The organism is Clostridiales bacterium FE2011 (assembly GCA_017569305.1).
GTDB lineage: Bacteria > Bacillota > Clostridia > Christensenellales > Aristaeellaceae > Aristaeella.
This window is the reverse complement of the sequence record CP069418.1, coordinates 14,192-30,250: the sequence shown is the minus strand read 5'-3', so window position 1 is coordinate 30,250 and position 16,059 is coordinate 14,192. Positions and strand designations below refer to the sequence as shown.

Here is a 16,059-nt window from a genome sequence, read left to right as displayed (position 1 = left end):
AATTGTTCGATGATATACTTTTTATAGTTTCACGCATTACTGCGCGGACAAATAAGAGGAGGTTAGTTTTATGGCTTACAAAATTTCCGATGAATGCATCAGCTGCGGCGCTTGTGCTGCTGAGTGCCCCGTATCCGCTATCAGCGAAGGTGACGGCAAATACGAGATCAATCCTGACACCTGCATCGAATGCGGTGCTTGTGCCGAGACCTGCCCTGTGGGAGCTCCCGCTCAGGCCTGATCACAACAGAATCAGACAGCGGTCTGCATTATCAATGCAGACCGCTGTTCTTTGTTGAAAAAGATAAAAAACAAGCTGGAAGCTTTATGCTTCCAGCTCACTGTACACCATTAGGGACTCGAACCCTAGACACCCTGATTAAGAGTCAGGTGCTCTACCAACTGAGCTAATGGTGCCCGGACAACAAACGTTATTATACACATTATTCTGCAGCTGTCAAGTATCTTTTTTATGAAATTTGCAGGAGAGGATCATATTTATTCTGCACAAAGAGTATGATATAATTATATAAATATATTTGGGAGGTCAGTCATTTGAGTCTTCGGTTCGGAAAAGGGATGGAACAGCAGGAAGCGCTACAGCTGAATGCACTGCAGCTTGCCTACATTGGAGATTCAGTCTGGGAACTGATTGTCAGATATAAACTGATCATGAAAAGATATAACGTTCGTCATATGCATAAAGAATGTGTCAGTATGGTCAATGCACATTCACAAGCTGTAATATTGCAGAAAATCCAGGAAGAACTGAACGAAACTGAATCAGAGATTGTCAGAAGGGGAAGGAATGCTCATGCAAAGCATTCAGCTCCGCGGAATCAGGACCCTGACGAATATGCGGCCTCAACCGGATTTGAAGCATTGTTCGGATATCTGTATCTGACAGGACAGAATGACAGGATCAGCAGGCTGGTAAGTACTATAGAAGAGGTGAGTGAAAATGGCTGAACAAAAGAAACTCAAAGTAATCCTTCTCCGTCACACGCTTTCGCCGGAAGAAACGATTGCGCTGAGTGCAAAACTTTGCTATTCAAAATCGACAATAGAAGATCTGAAAGAAAAAATATCTCAGAAAGATCAATCTGCATTTATTGAAAAACTGATGGGTATGGGACATGAATCCGTGCTGGAACATGTCACGTTTTCCTTTGGTGTTGAAGGGGTCAGCCGTGTTCTGCTTGCACAGCTGACAAGACATCGTATTGCCAGCTTTTCTGTTCAGAGCCAGCGATATGTCTCCTATGAAAACGGCTTTGGATTTATCATGCCCGACAGTATTGCTGCGCTGGGGGAAGAAGCAGTACAGCAGTACCAGAAGCAGATGGATACAATAGAATCCTGGTATGTTGATTGGCAGAAAAAGCTTGGCAAAGGTGAAAAATCCAATGAAGATGCGCGCTTTGTGCTTCCGAACGCCTGTGAAACCAGGCTGGTAGTGACAATGAATGTTCGCGAACTGAGACATTTCTTCTCATTGAGAATGTGCAACAGAGCACAATGGGAAATCAGAAAAATGGCTGAAGAAATGTTCAGAATATGCTTTAATACAGCTCCTGCATTATTTATGGATGCCGGACCTGCCTGTATTCGGGGAAAATGCCCTGAAGGCGAAAAAACCTGCGGCATGGCTGCAGAAATCCGTAGAAACAGAGAAGCTCTGATCCGGTCACATAAGGAGGAAGTCTGATATGGCATTTGATTCCAGAAAAAATGCAGAAAAATCCAGCGGCAGACGCGCACAAAAAGGTGTTTCTGAGAAACGACGTTCATACAGCAATGAAAGAAAAAAGAGTTTCCCTGATAAAGAAAGCACTGTCCCGACGGGCTATCAGCAGTTTGAATACAGGAATCATGAATCACGGATAAACCTGAATGAGAAAACAGAACAAAACAATGAATACATTCTCACAGGCAGAAATCCAATCCGGGAAGCATTAAAAAATCACCATGATCTTGAAAAACTGCTTGTTCAGAAGGGAGAGCTTTCAGGATCGGCGAGAGAAATTGTCCAAAAGGCAAAAGAACAGAAAATCCAGATTCAGGTTGTCGAGAAATCAAGACTGGATGCAGTCGCACCTAATCATCAGGGCCTGGTTGCTTTTGCATCGGCTTATCAGTATTCATCAGTGGATGATATACTGAATACAGCTTCTGAAAAAGGTGAAGATCCATTCCTTATCCTTCTGGATGGAATCACGGATCCCCATAATCTGGGTGCTATTATCCGTACGGCTGAGTGTACAGGAGTGCATGGTATTATCATTCCACAGCACAGAAGTGTCGGCCTTACACCGTCGGCTGTCAAGTCTTCCGCCGGTGCGGTGGAATATGTTAAAGTGGCAAGAGTCAGCAATCTGGCCCGTACCATTGAATATCTTCAGGAAAAGAACATCTGGCTTTATGCTGTTACAATGAATGGAAATGATTACAGAAAGACAGACTTTACCGGAGGAGTGGCGCTGGTCATCGGGGCAGAAGAGGATGGAATCAGCCGTCTTGTCGCAGAGAAATGCGATTATACTGTATCGCTTCCCATGAAAGGAAAGATTGAAAGCCTGAATGCTTCTGTTGCCGCCGGTATCATGATGTATCGTGTTCTTGAATGCAGGAAGTAATCAGAGATATAAACTGGAGTTGTTCTATGGATTACATCAATACGAAATCTTCTGAAACGGATAAAGAAAAAAACTTCAGGCAACCGGATCGGATTGAAGAGGCTGATAACGGAGATGAAATCATTCCGTTCAGGGAAAGGTTCAGCGGATATTCCGATGAAGAGATTGTACAGCTCTGCCACGACGGCGATACAATGGCGGAAGAGTTCCTGCTGAACAAATATAAGAACTTCGTCAGATCTAAAGCGAGAAGTTATTTCCTGATCGGCGCTGATCATGAGGATATTGTCCAGGAAGGTATGATTGGATTATACAAAGCAATCCGTGACTACAAACAGGAAAAACTCAGCTCTTTCCGTGCCTTTGCCGAGCTGTGCATTACAAGACAGATTATCACGGCAATTAAAACGGCTACAAGGCAGAAACATATACCGCTGAACAGCTATGTGTCACTGAATAAACCTTTATATGATGAAGAAAGTGACAGGACACTCCTTGATATTATTATGGAGGGCAACAGCGGCAATCCTGAGGAAATGATTATCAATCAGGAGAACCTGGGCAATATACACAGGAAAATCAACGAGGTTTTATCCGGACTGGAGCAGGAGGTCCTGGCAGCCTATCTTGACGGAAAAAGCTATCAGGAAATCGCTGAAACCCTGGGCCGCCATGTTAAATCAATTGATAATGCGCTGCAAAGAGTCAAAAGAAAACTTGAAAAATATCTTGAAGAAAACGGCTGTTTCTGATTATCAGAAACAGCCGTTTGTATGAGGATGATATTTCCTTAGTCCTGCAGAAGTTTAAAAAACCCGCTGCATGTCCAGCATTTGTCATCAGTGAAAACATATGGTTCACTGATACCGAATGCATATTCTTTCCCGTCTTCCATCCGGATGACAATACGTTCACCATTTTCGGGAATTAAGGCATCCGTTTCCTTTGATTCGGTCTGTAGAATCCGGATCAGCTCGGTATACTGTGTTTCATCCTGATAATCAATGCCTCCAAAGGAAACGCCGGATACATGATCGATGTCAATCTGGGGAAAAGATGTTCCTGCGGTATCTTTTCCACCTGCCGCAAAAACATTCATTTCGCCGGGAGAGGAAGGTGAGAGCGGACGTACACTGTTCAGTGCGATAACCATGAGCAGTAATACGCCGACAACTGCACATAGTTTCATGACAGGACGAAATACGCTGTCACGATGAGTCTGAGTAGTCTGAGAAGCCTTAAGAAGAATTCTTTGTTTAAGAGATTCATCTGCAGTCAGGCTGTATAATGCTTTGTCTGTGGCTGAGCGAAGTTCCTCGGGTTGAATCACTGCTGATCATCTCCTTTCAATTCTTTCTGTAGCTTGTCTCTGGCTCTGCTTAATCTGGAAGAAACGGTCCCTTCGGCGATCTGAAGCATATTAGCGATTTCTGTAACATTAAAACCCTGATAGTAGAACAAAAGGACAACTTCCTTAAACTCAGGTTTCAGGCGATTAACGGCTTCTGCGAGGGATTGCTGATCCGCCATCTGTCCTATTTCATCCGGCGCGGGAAAACATTCAAACCCGGGATGACCCAAAACCACTTTTTTGATCCAGGAGCTGCGCCACAAATCCCTGCAACGGTTCAGTGCCACTTTCAGAAGCCAGGCCTTCTCCCGTCCTTCTTCCAGGACAGGATTATTCGTAATGAGCTTGACAAAGACATCCTGAGTGACATCTTCAGCCATTTCACGATTGCCCAGATAGTAATATGAAACACGAAGCACGTCTGTTGCGTACAGCTCATAAAGCTGATCAAAAGACAGAGAACCGGAAGAGCTGCCGGAAATTTCAGGCTGAAGGGACAATGTTTTCTCACCTCTTCCGTACATACAACGAGTGTAAATCTACTCTGATTCCATTAAAATAAAAAATATTTTATAAAAATCAGTAAATTATTATAACATAAGTTTTGCAATGATCAATCAGTATTATCAGTATATATGCAAAAAAGAATCAGCACTTGACGAATATAATCAGTAAACTGTAAAATAATTAAACAAGAAGGGTAACAACAACCACGGTCTAAGAAATAACAATATTCCACATCATAAAGGAGCGTGTAAAGCGTGTTAAGAAAGAAGACCTGCATTGCGATGCTTTTGGCCGGAGGCCAGGGCAGCCGTCTGGGTATACTGACAAAAAACGTTGCAAAACCTGCTGTACCGTACGGAGGAAAATACAGAATTATCGATTTTCCTCTGAGCAACTGTACCAACAGCGGTATCGACACAGTCGGCGTACTGACGCAGTACCAGCCGCTTGAACTGAACGCGTACATCGGAAGCGGTGCTCCCTGGGATCTGGACATATCAAACGGCGGTGTATTTGTGCTCCCTCCTTATCAGAAAGGAAAAAGCGGAGAATGGTATCGCGGTACTGCCAATGCTATTTATCAGAACATGGCATTCATTGAGCAGTATCACCCGGACTATGTTCTGATCCTGAGCGGCGATCATATTTACAAAATGGACTATAATGCAATGCTTGATTACCATATCAGCCACGGAGCAGATGCGACAATTGCCGTACGTGAAGTTCCCTGGGAAGAAGCATCACGATTCGGGATCATGAATACCGATCCGGACGGCACAATCGTGGAATTTGAGGAAAAGCCTCAGAATCCCAAAAGCAATAAAGCCTCCATGGGCGTATATATCTTTACATGGGAAAAGCTCCGTCATTATCTTACAGAAGATGAAGCAGACAAGAACAGTTCCAATGACTTCGGTAAAAACATTATACCGAACATGCTCAGAGACAAACAGGTTCTTGTCGCCTATGATTTCAACGGGTATTGGAAAGATGTGGGTACCATAGAAAGCCTGTGGGAAGCCAATATGGATCTTATTGACAATCCGATGCCTATGAACATGCATGATAAAAAATGGCGTATCTATTCCAAGAATCCGGGTATGCCACCCCATTATATTTCAGAAGGCGCTGTAGTCACAAACACGTTGATCACAGAAGGCTGTGAAGTATATGGAAAAGTAAATCATTCAGTTCTGTTCGCCGGAGTGGTTGTTGAGGAAGGCGCAGACATAGAATACAGCGTCGTGATGCCCGGAAGTATTATCAAACGGGGGGCTATTGTCCGCCGCTCCATTGTGGCTGAAAATGCTACTGTCGGAGCAGGTTCAATCATCGGCGAAGACAGCGGTAATATTGCCGTAATCGGGCAGGGAGTGACACTGCCTGCAGGTGTTTCGGTTCCGTCAGGCACGCAGGTTGATGAATCCTATACTTTTTGAATGCTGACGAAATGTACGAAAGGAAGATAATATAAGATGAAGGATGTAATGGGGATTATTTATACCGGTGAAAATGATGCCCGGCTTCGCGAACTGACGATCATAAGAGCAATTGCCGCGCTTCCTGTTGCAGGCCGTTTCCGTGTGATCGATTTTCTGGTTTCCAGCATGGTAAACGGTGGCATGAAGAACATCGGTGTTATCATGCAGAAGAACTATCACAGCCTTATGGACCATCTTGGTTCGGGAAAAGAATGGGATCTTCATGGAAAAACGAACGGGCTTCATATTCTGCCGCCTTTCCTGACGCGTGAGAATGTGGGGCTGTATCCCGGCGTGCTCGACGGACTCCGTTCAAATACAGATTACCTCAACAGAAGCAAACAGGAACTCGTAGTGCTCAGTAACAGCAACATCATTTATAATGCACATTTCAAGGATATGATTGCGTTTTATGAAAATACAGGCGCTGATATCACGCTGATGTATACGAAGGATCCCTCCATGAAACGCGATGAATTCGGAACATATATCTCGCTGGACGAAGAGGGAAACGTTAAAGACATTGAAGTTGAACCGACGCACCCAAATTATGAAAACACCTTTATGCAGGTTTGCCTGATGAAGCGGGAGTTCCTGAAGGAACTTGTTGACAAAGCAGTAGCACATGGACTGCATGATCTTGCCAGGGATCTCCTCCTGAAACTTGTACAGGAAAAACAGGCTAAAGTGAACGCATTTGAATACACCGGTGTCTGCTGGAATATCGATTCCGTTCAGAGTTACTTCAAGTTCAATATGGATATACTTAAACCGGAAATCCGGAAAAAACTGTTTATAGATGAACTGCCTGTATTTACGAAGGTCAGGGATGAAATGCCCGCTTTTTACAGCACAGAATCACATTCGGTCAATTCTCTTGTTGCAGACGGTTGCCAGATAGAGGGAACGATTGAAAACAGTGTGCTGTTCAGGGGCGTTCGGGTAGCTCCGAATGCCCATGTAAAGAATTGCATCATCATGCAGGATGGCCAGGTACAGGAAGGCGCATATATAGAGAATTGTATCCTTGACAAACAGACTGTCATCAAGAAGAACACGAAACTGATCGGTCCGGAAGCTTATCCGATCGTGATTGCCAAGAATGTGGTTATCTGATCATAAGGGAGTGTTGTTACAAAATGAAGATTCTTTTTGTCGCCAGTGAATCAGTTCCATTTGTAAAAACGGGCGGACTTGCCGATGTTGTTGGTGCATTAGCGCCGGTTCTGGCGAAAGAAGGACATGATGTTCGTGTAATCATTCCTCAATTCAGTACAATTCCGCAGGAATACATGCAGAAAATGTCGCATGTATGCGATTTTGAAGTGCAGCTGGGCTGGCGGCGTCAGTACTGCGGCATAGAAATGATCGAAAAAGACGGTGTGAAATGGTACTTTATGGATAACAAGTATTATTTCGGCCGTCCCTATATCTACGGTATGGGCGGGGATGAATATGAACGATTTGGCTTCTTCTGCCGTGGCGCACTGAATATGCTTCCTCTGGTGGACTTCCAACCTGATATTATTCATGCACATGACTGGCAAAGCGGCATGGTGCCGGCTCTTCTGAAAATCCAGTATGCCCATCTTCCTTTCTATGCAAATATAAAAACAGTCTTTACGATTCACAATCTGCAGTATCAGGGGATTTTCGGAATCCGTGAAGTTCAGGATATCCTGGGCCTGGGGGACAGTCTGTGGACAGACGATAAGCTTGAATGCTTCGGATGCGCTAATTTTATGAAAGCAGCTCTGGTATACACAGATCTGATTACAACCGTAAGTCCCTCCTATGCAGAGGAAATTCAGACTGCCTATTACGGAGAAAGGCTGGATGGATTGCTCAGGGCCCGGCACAGAGAACTCAAGGGCGTTCTGAACGGGATTGATATGAAGGAATATGATCCTTCGGCTGATGGAAAGATCAAAGCAAACTATTCAGTGAAAAAGATGGATGGAAAGGCTGAATGCAAGCAAGACCTTCAGGAGGAACTTGGCCTTGAAGTCAAACCGGACGTACCCGTTATCGGTATGGTCGGGCGCCTCAGCAATCAGAAGGGGCTGGATCTGGTTGATTATGTGATTGCCGATATTATGCGGCATGATGTGCAGCTGGTTGTCCTCGGCATGGGAGAAGGAAGGTATTTTAATTTGTTCAGCTGGGCAGAAACAGAATACAAGGGCAGGGTTGCAGCAAGATTTACAATGGATCATACGCTGGCTCACAAAATCTATGCCGGGGCTGATATGTTCCTGATGCCCAGCCAGTTTGAACCTTGCGGACTCAGCCAGATGATCGCCATGAGATACGGAACGATTCCGATTGTCAGAGAAACCGGAGGACTCCGTGATACTGTACTCAGCTACAATGATTTCAACGGAGAGGGAAACGGATTCACTTTCTTCAACTACAATGCGCATGATATGCTTCACACCATTGAACGTGCATGCGAGTATTACAAAAATTACCCGGAAATCTGGAAGAAACTGCAGATGCGCGGAATGAACGGTGACTTCAGCTGGAATCATTCTGCAAAGGAATACATTAAGCTCTATCAGAGCCTGTTTGATACAAGGGTACAGGAACAGGACGATGAGAAGAAAGAAAATCCTGTTGTGATAGATATCTGATATCACGAAGGGACAGATGAAAAATCAGGGATGTGCAAATGGCACATCCCTGATTTTGGGAGGATACAGGTGAGCATTATACTCAAAGAGGATGAAACAATAGAAGATCTCCAGCTTGAAGGACTGAGGCTGATCCAAAAAAAGGATTCTTTTCGATTTGGTATGGATTCCGTTATTCTCGCACATTTTGCGGAAATCAGGGAAAATGATATTGTGGCTGATTTTGGTACGGGAAATGGCGTGCTCGTGCTGCTTCTGAAAGGAAGAAAAAAGGGGAAAAGGTATTATGCGCTGGATATACAACAGGAAGCGGCTGAACTGACAGAAAGGAATATCAGACTGAATCATCTGGAGGATGTTGTTACTGTTATCCATTCAGATGCTGTTGAAGCATCCAGTTACATTGAACCCTGCTCTGTTGACAAAATCATATGCAATCCTCCGTACGGCCAGCCTGATTCCGCTCTGGCCAGTCCGAGCAGGCAAAAGGCAATTGCCAGGAATCAGGATCAGAAAACGATGGATCATTTGCTTAAAGGAGCATTTTCCATTTTGAAAGGAAGAGGGAAAATATACATTGTATATCCGGCACCTCAGATGTTATACATCATGAAGCTTTTGCAAAAATACCATCTGGAACCGAAAAGATTTCAGATGGTTTATCCATACATTCATAAACCTGCAAATCTAGTGATGATTGAAGCTGTGAAGGATGCACGACCGACCCTGCATCCGATGAAGCCTATGATTATTTATGAAAAAGACGGCAGCTTGACAAACGAACTGAAGTCTGTATATCATTTAGAAGAACAGACCGAATTCTGATTTGTTGGAAGGTGTTGGCTTAAGCGATGAAAACGGAGCTAACAGTCATCGGCGCAGGAGCGGCCGGACTGACAGCTGCAGTTAACGCAGCATCCCGCGGCCTGAATGTCATCCTGCTTGAAAAAAGTGACAGACCGGGCAGAAAAATCCTTGCTTCGGGCAACGGACGCTGCAATCTGATGAACAAAGGAACTCCTGTATATTATGGTGATCCTGACTTTGCTGCAGCCGTTCTGGAACAATGCCCTGTCAGGAAAATCGAATCGTTTTTTAAACAATATGGCCTGGTCATGACACAGGATCCGGAGGGAAGGGTATATCCTGTAACATACCAGGCGGTTTCGGTATTGGCAGTTCTGAGAAATGCCGCGAGAATTACAGGCGTATCGATGATTAAAGGTTTTGAAACCGCCGACATTAACAGGAATAAGGATCAATTCATCATCAGGGGCAGTCATGACGAAGAAATAATATCTGAAAAAGTCATTATTGCCTGCGGAGGGGCTGCACAGCCGAAGCTTGGGGGATCAACGGATGGTTACAGGCTGCTTGAATCAATGGGTCATCATATCATTCCCGTGCTTCCTTCACTTGTTTCCCTTACAACTGACAAAAAAAGCATTTCAGGACTTTCCGGAATCAGGATCCGATGCGCTGTTTCCTTGTATGAAGGAACCAGTGTTCTCCATCAGGAAAAGGGAGAAATTCTTTTTACCGAGTATGGTATAAGCGGAATCTGTGTGATGCAGTGCGCAAGATTCACAGCTGGCAGGAATACACATCTGGAGATCAATTTTCTGGATGGAATATATGAAAGTCGGGAAGACCTGATGAATGAAATCAGAAGAAGGCAGGTCATGCTGTACGATCTTTCTCCTGTGAGCCTGCTTGACGGGATTTTGCCTGAAAAAATCAGCTATGCAGTCATGAAACAGGCAGGTATTCCGATGAAGGGTGAAAACGCCGGCAGTCTTACAGACAATGATTTGAGGCGGATTGCTGAAACCGTGCAGTGCTACAGGGTCTACATCACAGGAACGCGTGGAATGGATTATGCCCAGGTAACAGCCGGCGGAGCAGACTGCCGTGAATTTCATTCTGAAACGATGGAATCCAGAATCATCCCGGGAATGTATGCAGCAGGAGAGGTTCTGAACGTAGACGGAGACTGCGGCGGCTTCAATCTTATGTTTGCGTTTGCCTCGGGTATTATCGCAGGCGGATCTGTTTGATTTTCCGGGCAAAGGAGGATGAAAATTGAAAAAAGGCGATATAAGGAAACAGGAAATACTGAATACGGCAGAAACGCTGTTCTGCAGGAAAGGATATGAGCAGACCAGCATACAGGACATCCTTGACTGCCTTCACACCAGTAAAGGGAGCTTTTACCATCATTATGTCAGCAAGGAATCCGTGCTTGAGGGAATCTGTTTAAAAAGAGCTGAACAGATATATCACACGATATCTGATCAGGTGAATCCGGATGAAGGTGTTGTCTTTAATCTGAATCTCCTTTTGTCCGGGATGATTCCGTTCCGGGATGAAAAACTCAGCTTTTTGATGATGCTGCTTCCCATATTCAGAACAACAGATGGAAAAACTGTCCGTCATTATTATTGCGAAGCGTTGTCCGACTGCTTCAGAGATGCGGTGCGCTTACAAATACAAAGAGGAAAGGAAGAAGGACTCATCTTCTGCCCCGAAACAGAATATGTTACAGATATTATCCTGACAACTGTTCACGGACTCTGGACCGGGATATGCGATCATATTCTTATGTGCGAAGAAAAAAGCATCGAAGCAGACCTGTCAGCAATTCTCAATATGACGGAGTGCCGCAGAATGATGATTGAAAGAATGCTTTCTCTTCCATATGGATCCATTGAACTTACAGATCTGCAGACAATAGCATTCATGTGTAAACAGATTCATAATCACTGGATACACTGAAATAACAGAAAAAAAGGAGGAAAATGAATTATGTCATCCAACATTCCGACCCCTCATATCAATGCTCCTGCTGGCGCCTTTGCCGAAACAGTGCTTATGCCTGGGGATCCGCTCAGGGCAAAGTTTATTGCAGAACAGTATCTTGAAAAAGCAGAACTGGTGAATAATGTCCGGAACGTACAGGGATATACCGGATATTATAAAGGGAAAAGAGTATCGGTCATGGCCAGCGGTATGGGTTGTCCGTCTATCGGTATATACTCCTATGAACTGTTCAATTTTTATGATGTAAAGAATATTATCCGTATAGGTTCTGCGGGAGCAATTTCACCCAAACTGAAGCTCAAGGATATTGTGATTGCAATGAGCGCTTATACGGATTCCGGCTATATCAACAGTTTCGGATTCAAAGGAAACGCTGCGCCATGCTGCAGCTATGAACTTTTGTCAAAGGCGATGGCATATGCAGAAAAGCTTCCGTGCAATGTGGTTTGCGGACCGCTGTTTTCGTCAGATGCTTTTTATTCTGATGCAAGCCAGACGGAAACACTGTCCAGACTGGGTGTTCTGGCGGTGGAGATGGAAGCGGCCGCACTTTATATGAACGCTGCAAGAGCCGGAAAGAACGCGCTTGCGATATGTTCCATTTCGGACAGCCTGGTCACAGGCGAAGAACTGCCGGCAGAAGACAGGCAGACCGGATTCAGGAATATGATGGAACTTGGATTGGCTTTAATCTGAAGAAAAGCGCTGTCAAAAGACAGCGCTTTTCTCATGTCTCTGTTTCCCAGGCATCATAGGATTCATCGTCGGGAATGCAGTCCAGTGCCCGGTCTGCTGCATCGGATAAACGGGGCAGCAGGCTTTGACTTTCTGAAGAACGTAATGCAAGACGAAAACAGATTGAACTGCCATATTCAATGTTCTCCAATTTTACAGGCAGATGATCAGCTGCATAGCGAAATCTGTCCCAGGCGGAATAGGGAAGTGTGCACCGATAGAATGACGTTTTTTCCATCCTGACAATACCAGATGCTGCGAGAGCTGCCTGCGCGCTCTGCGTGTATGCGCGGACAAGTCCTCCGGTACCGAGCAGCGTGCCGCCAAAATATCGTACAACGACAATACAGCAGTTAACTATACTTTTTGTTCTCATCACATCCATGATGGGTAATCCTGCGGTACCGCCAGGTTCACCATCATCACTGTATCTCATGATCCCGCAGTTTTCACCGATAATATACGCATAGCAATGATGCGTGGCAGTTTTATGCTCATCCCTGATGTTTTGAAGAAATGAGAGAACTTCATTTTCCGAACTGCATGGGGCAGCATAACCAATAAAACGACTTTTATTGATGATTATTTCTTCGCAGGAAAACCCGGAAACGGTGATATATGATTCTGTCATAATACAATGATACGGCAGAATCCCTTCTTACCCTTTTTCAGCATGGCGCCGTCTTCTCCAAGCTGATCCTTTGTCAGGACCGCGGCAGGATCACTGATTTTTACATCATTGATTGAAACAGCATTCTGTTCAATCTGTTTCCTGGCATCACTCTGGCTTTTGCAAAGGCCTGATCTGACAAGAAGGGTGGAGATTCTGGCATCCTGAGACCATTCGTCAGACGTTATTTCCAGTGTGGGCACATTGGAAGCAGCGGCTCCGCCTCCGAACAACGCCTCCGCAGCGGCAGCGGCATTCCTGGCTTCATCTTCTCCGTGAACAAGCTTTGTCACTTCGTAGGCGAGCACTTTTTTAGCTTCGTTGATTTCTGCGTCCTTCAGCGCCACCAGCCGCCGCACTTCATCCATAGGCAGGAAAGTCAGGAGCGCAAGACATTTTTCAACATCCTTATCGTCGACATTTCTCCAGTACTGGTAGAAGTTGTAAGGTGAGGTTTTGACCGGATCAAGCCAAAGTGCTCCTGCTTCTGTTTTGCCCATTTTTCTGCCGTCATGTGTCAGAAGCAGCTGGAAAGTACAGGCAAATGCTTTCTCGTTTTCCTTTTTCCGGACAAGATCGGCGCCGCCGAGCATGTTGCTCCACTGGTCATTGCCGCCCATTTCAAGACGGCATCCATAGCGGTGGAACAGTTCGAGGAAATCATAGCTCTGCATCAGCATGTAGGTAAACTCAAGGAAACTCAGGCCGTTTTCAGTAGCCATTCTGGCTTTGTAACATTCAGCGGTGAGCATTCTGTTCACTGAGAACTGGGAGCCTATATCCCTCATAAAGTCAATAAAATTCAGATGGCGAAGCCAGTCTCCGTTATTGACAATCAGCGCTTTGTTATCAGAAAAATCCAGGAAACGTGACATCTGCTTTTTGATGCATTCCACATTCTGATCTATGGTTTCCACTGTAAGCATTTTGCGCATATCTGTTTTTCCGGAAGGATCACCGATCATGGCAGTCCCTCCGCCCATCAGGGCGATCGGCTTGTGGCCGGCTCGCTGCATATGGGCCATAGCCATAATCGGAATATAGTGTCCGATATGAAGACTGTCTGCAGTCGGATCAAAACCAACATAGAAAGTGGTGGGGGTTTTGAGCTGTTCGTAGAGTTCGTCCTCAAAGGTCAACTGGGCAATAAAGCCGCGTTCTTTCAGAATATCAAGAATATGTTCCATGTTTAATTACTCCTTTATAATATGGATTTAATCAGGTCGTTCAATATACTCATGCCGGTCTCGATCTGCTGTGGGGTGCTGTTGGAGAAGTTAAGACGCAAAGTATTCATATGACCGCCGTCGGCACAGAAATAAGTGCCGGGAACATAGGCGACTTTACGTTCCACCGCTTTGGACAGAAGATTGACCGTATCAATGTGTTCGGGCAATTCGGCCCAGATGAATAAACCTCCCTGGGGTCTTGTAAAAGAGACTCCATCCGGGAACTGATCCAGATACTGAAGCATTTGATGCATTTTCGCTCCATATCCTTTACAGATGCTGCTGATATGATCGGGTAGAAGATTCCTGCGAAGATATTGATCCACAACAGCCTGATTCAGATTGGCGGAGTGAACATCCGTGGATTGCTTGCCGATGGTGCACTTCCGGATGATTCCGGCATCGCCGGCAATATATCCGATACGAAGCCCCGGTGAAATGGTTTTGCTGAAACTGCCAAGGAACATAACCCAGCCATTCTGATCATAGGATTTGATGGCTCTGACTTTCTCGCCTTCATATCGCAGATCACGATAAGGATCATCCTCCGCAACAACCATACCATATTTGTTGGCGAGATCGGCAACAGCCCTGCGTCTGGAATCGGGCAGTGTTTTTCCGGTTGGGTTCTGGAATGTTGGAATCGTATAAAGCAGCTTGGGATGATACTTTTTGATTTTCAGTTCAAGATCATCAGGAATCAGCCCATCCTCATCGCTTTCAACGGTAACCAGGTTTGCCTGATACAGTTTAAGGCACTGAAGATTTCCAAGGAAAGAAGGATTTTCCACAAGAACGGTATCACCCGGATCAAGCAGAGCTTTGCAAAGGAGATCCATTGCCTGCGTCGAACCCGTTACGGGGAGAACAGCCGGTATGCTTACTCCAAGCTGGTCTTCAACATAGGATTTCAGACTTTCAACAAAAGGAGGATAACCTTCCGTCGCACCATACTGCAGAATCGCCTTGCCGTCATGTGCAAGCACATACTGGGCCAGTTCGCTGACCTGCTGATCAGGCAGGGCTTCAAGTGAAGGATTGCCGCCGGCAAAGGAGATCATTCCAGGCTGCGCGATAACTTTGAATATTTCACGGATTGCGCTGCCGGTGACCTGATCAAACCTGTGGGCAAACCTGACTTCGGAGATGTCCATGATTAACAATTCCTCCTTACTAAAATAAATGAAAACGGCTTTCGCCGGAAGGCGAAAACCGCGGTACCACTTCCATTCAGCAGACTGAAAGCCTGCTCTTTAACGCGCTGTAGACGGCGCACCGTGTACACCTTAATAACGGGTAACCGCGTTCAGGAGACTGCTCCGGGATGTACTTCAACTGATACCGTATACTTCCTTGCACCATCCGGAAGCTCTCTGCAATACAAAAATCAGCTTACTCTTCCCTTCATTGCCATACTATTATGTTCAAAAAGGGAAGGATTGTCAAGGAAAATAAAGGATAGAATACCATAATTACAAATGAGTCTGGGGGGTCGTCTGATCGGGGGCGGCACTTGATAAAATTTGCAATATACTGTATAATTTTATGGTCCTTTGTATGGTATTCCTGAAAGGATCCATTTAAACCTGCCACGGTATAATGCGGGAGGGAAACACATGGAATGTAAAGTTAAGAATGAATACGGCACAATTTATATTGCTGAAGACGTCATGCTCAAGGTGGTCGGATATGCTGCACTTGAATGCTACGGCATCGTTGCGATGTCTGGACAGAGAGCAACCGATGGAATCGTTGAATGGCTTGGCAGAGAAAATCTGACAAAAGGTGTTCAGATCCGGAATGTGGGCGACATGCTTGATGTGGATCTTTACATCATTGTTGAATACGGCATCTCTATTTCAGAGGTATGTAAAACAATCATCGAAACAGTCAGGTATAAGCTCGAGAGCACTACAGGCGTGAAGGTCAGGAAAATCAGCATCTCTGTTGAAGGGATCCGTATTTGAGCTGATCACAGACCCATTAAGTATGACGGA

At 45.2% G+C, this 16,059-nt stretch carries 18 protein-coding genes, 1 tRNA gene and 1 other annotated feature; of the genes, 13 read left to right on the top strand and 6 right to left on the bottom strand.

Features of this window, described 5'->3' with window-relative positions; all coding sequences use genetic code 11:
* Nucleotides 1-70 precede the first annotated feature (70 nt).
* Nucleotides 71-241 carry a 4Fe-4S binding protein gene (locus JRC49_00150; protein ID QTE71281.1) on the top strand — a complete coding sequence of 57 codons (171 nt, stop codon included), beginning with the start codon at nt 71-73 and terminating at the stop codon, nt 239-241.
* Between the two features lie 103 nt (nt 242-344).
* Here JRC49_00150 and JRC49_00145 read toward each other — a convergent pair.
* Nucleotides 345-417: transfer RNA gene (locus JRC49_00145), tRNA-Lys, on the bottom strand.
* A 162-nt stretch (nt 418-579) separates the two neighbouring features.
* Between JRC49_00145 and JRC49_00140 the strand changes: the two genes are divergently transcribed.
* The 4 genes from JRC49_00140 to sigH are packed head-to-tail and all read left to right on the top strand — an operon-like array spanning nt 580 to nt 3,388.
* A complete protein-coding gene (locus tag JRC49_00140; GenBank protein QTE71280.1) occupies nt 580-969 on the top strand; it encodes a ribonuclease III in 390 nt (129 codons plus the stop codon).
* Nucleotides 962-1,708 (top strand): FAD-dependent thymidylate synthase, encoded by a 747-nt coding sequence (locus JRC49_00135; protein QTE71279.1) that lies wholly within the window; start codon nt 962-964, stop codon nt 1,706-1,708. The genes JRC49_00140 and JRC49_00135 overlap by 8 nt, the downstream gene beginning before the upstream one ends.
* A 1-nt stretch (nt 1,709) precedes the next feature.
* Nucleotides 1,710-2,636, top strand: a complete 927-nt coding sequence (rlmB, locus tag JRC49_00130) for a 23S rRNA (guanosine(2251)-2'-O)-methyltransferase RlmB (GenBank protein QTE71278.1) — start codon at nt 1,710-1,712, stop codon at nt 2,634-2,636.
* A gap of 26 nt (nt 2,637-2,662) precedes the next feature.
* Nucleotides 2,663-3,388 (top strand): RNA polymerase sporulation sigma factor SigH, encoded by a 726-nt coding sequence (gene sigH, locus JRC49_00125; protein ID QTE71277.1) that lies wholly within the window; start codon nt 2,663-2,665, stop codon nt 3,386-3,388.
* A 38-nt stretch (nt 3,389-3,426) separates the two neighbouring features.
* On the opposite strand, the gene JRC49_00120 is transcribed toward sigH, so the two are convergent.
* Nucleotides 3,427-3,966, bottom strand: a complete 540-nt coding sequence (locus JRC49_00120) for a hypothetical protein (protein QTE71276.1) — start codon at nt 3,964-3,966, stop codon at nt 3,427-3,429.
* Nucleotides 3,963-4,487, bottom strand: a complete 525-nt coding sequence (locus JRC49_00115) for a sigma-70 family RNA polymerase sigma factor (protein ID QTE71275.1) — start codon at nt 4,485-4,487, stop codon at nt 3,963-3,965. Before JRC49_00115 ends, JRC49_00120 begins: the two co-directional genes overlap by 4 nt.
* 261 nt (nt 4,488-4,748) lie before the next feature.
* Here JRC49_00115 and JRC49_00110 point away from each other — a divergent pair, with 261 nt between their 5' ends.
* From JRC49_00110 to deoD, 7 genes are all read left to right on the top strand, one after another.
* On the top strand, nt 4,749-5,933 hold the full coding sequence (locus tag JRC49_00110) for a glucose-1-phosphate adenylyltransferase (GenBank protein ID QTE71274.1): 1,185 nt from the start codon (nt 4,749-4,751) through the stop codon (nt 5,931-5,933).
* A gap of 36 nt (nt 5,934-5,969) precedes the next feature.
* Nucleotides 5,970-7,091, top strand: a complete 1,122-nt coding sequence (gene glgD, locus JRC49_00105; GenBank protein ID QTE71273.1) for a glucose-1-phosphate adenylyltransferase subunit GlgD — start codon at nt 5,970-5,972, stop codon at nt 7,089-7,091.
* 23 nt (nt 7,092-7,114) lie between these two features.
* A complete protein-coding gene (glgA, locus tag JRC49_00100) occupies nt 7,115-8,608 on the top strand; it encodes a glycogen synthase GlgA (GenBank protein QTE71272.1) in 1,494 nt (497 codons plus the stop codon).
* Between the two features lie 69 nt (nt 8,609-8,677).
* Entirely contained in the window at nt 8,678-9,433 is a 756-nt protein-coding gene (locus JRC49_00095) for a methyltransferase (GenBank protein ID QTE71271.1), read from the top strand.
* A gap of 26 nt (nt 9,434-9,459) precedes the next feature.
* Nucleotides 9,460-10,665 carry an aminoacetone oxidase family FAD-binding enzyme gene (locus tag JRC49_00090; GenBank protein QTE71270.1) on the top strand — a complete coding sequence of 402 codons (1,206 nt, stop codon included), beginning with the start codon at nt 9,460-9,462 and terminating at the stop codon, nt 10,663-10,665.
* Between the two features lie 25 nt (nt 10,666-10,690).
* Entirely contained in the window at nt 10,691-11,383 is a 693-nt protein-coding gene (locus tag JRC49_00085) for a TetR/AcrR family transcriptional regulator (GenBank protein QTE71269.1), read from the top strand.
* A gap of 30 nt (nt 11,384-11,413) precedes the next feature.
* Nucleotides 11,414-12,124, top strand: a complete 711-nt coding sequence (gene deoD, locus JRC49_00080) for a purine-nucleoside phosphorylase (GenBank protein ID QTE71268.1) — start codon at nt 11,414-11,416, stop codon at nt 12,122-12,124.
* A 31-nt stretch (nt 12,125-12,155) separates the two neighbouring features.
* Here the strand turns inward: deoD and JRC49_00075 are convergent, their stop codons facing one another.
* The 3 genes from JRC49_00075 to JRC49_00065 are packed head-to-tail and all read right to left on the bottom strand — an operon-like array spanning nt 12,156 to nt 15,216.
* The gene (locus JRC49_00075; protein QTE71267.1) at nt 12,156-12,794 is read right to left on the bottom strand and encodes a YigZ family protein; all 639 of its coding nucleotides are present in this window, start codon (nt 12,792-12,794) and stop codon (nt 12,156-12,158) included.
* Nucleotides 12,791-14,020 (bottom strand): tyrosine--tRNA ligase, encoded by a 1,230-nt coding sequence (locus JRC49_00070; GenBank protein ID QTE71266.1) that lies wholly within the window; start codon nt 14,018-14,020, stop codon nt 12,791-12,793. The genes JRC49_00075 and JRC49_00070 overlap by 4 nt, the downstream gene beginning before the upstream one ends.
* A 14-nt stretch (nt 14,021-14,034) precedes the next feature.
* Nucleotides 14,035-15,216 carry a PLP-dependent aminotransferase family protein gene (locus JRC49_00065; GenBank protein ID QTE71265.1) on the bottom strand — a complete coding sequence of 394 codons (1,182 nt, stop codon included), beginning with the start codon at nt 15,214-15,216 and terminating at the stop codon, nt 14,035-14,037.
* A 44-nt stretch (nt 15,217-15,260) separates the two neighbouring features.
* Nucleotides 15,261-15,479: a binding site (T-box leader), on the bottom strand.
* A gap of 199 nt (nt 15,480-15,678) precedes the next feature.
* Between JRC49_00065 and JRC49_00060 the strand changes: the two genes are divergently transcribed.
* A complete protein-coding gene (locus tag JRC49_00060) occupies nt 15,679-16,029 on the top strand; it encodes an Asp23/Gls24 family envelope stress response protein (protein QTE71264.1) in 351 nt (116 codons plus the stop codon).
* Nucleotides 16,030-16,059: the final 30 nt, after the last annotated feature.

Bases quoted from the DNA above. Each gene is read 5' to 3' on its own strand.
- deoD (QTE71268.1), top strand. From the start codon at position 11,414: ATGTCATCCAACATTCCGACCCCTCATATCAATGCTCCTGCTGGCGCC.
- glgA (QTE71272.1), top strand. From the start codon at position 7,115: ATGAAGATTCTTTTTGTCGCCAGTGAATCAGTTCCATTTGTAAAAACG.
- JRC49_00065 (QTE71265.1), bottom strand. From the start codon at position 15,216: ATGGACATCTCCGAAGTCAGGTTTGCCCACAGGTTTGATCAGGTCACC.
- JRC49_00140 (QTE71280.1), top strand. From the start codon at position 580: ATGGAACAGCAGGAAGCGCTACAGCTGAATGCACTGCAGCTTGCCTAC.
- JRC49_00070 (QTE71266.1), bottom strand. From the start codon at position 14,020: ATGGAACATATTCTTGATATTCTGAAAGAACGCGGCTTTATTGCCCAG.
- sigH (QTE71277.1), top strand. From the start codon at position 2,663: ATGGATTACATCAATACGAAATCTTCTGAAACGGATAAAGAAAAAAAC.
- JRC49_00060 (QTE71264.1), top strand. From the start codon at position 15,679: ATGGAATGTAAAGTTAAGAATGAATACGGCACAATTTATATTGCTGAA.
- rlmB (QTE71278.1), top strand. From the start codon at position 1,710: ATGGCATTTGATTCCAGAAAAAATGCAGAAAAATCCAGCGGCAGACGC.
- glgD (QTE71273.1), top strand. From the start codon at position 5,970: ATGAAGGATGTAATGGGGATTATTTATACCGGTGAAAATGATGCCCGG.
- JRC49_00135 (QTE71279.1), top strand. From the start codon at position 962: ATGGCTGAACAAAAGAAACTCAAAGTAATCCTTCTCCGTCACACGCTT.
- JRC49_00075 (QTE71267.1), bottom strand. From the start codon at position 12,794: ATGACAGAATCATATATCACCGTTTCCGGGTTTTCCTGCGAAGAAATA.
- JRC49_00150 (QTE71281.1), top strand. From the start codon at position 71: ATGGCTTACAAAATTTCCGATGAATGCATCAGCTGCGGCGCTTGTGCT.
- JRC49_00090 (QTE71270.1), top strand. From the start codon at position 9,460: ATGAAAACGGAGCTAACAGTCATCGGCGCAGGAGCGGCCGGACTGACA.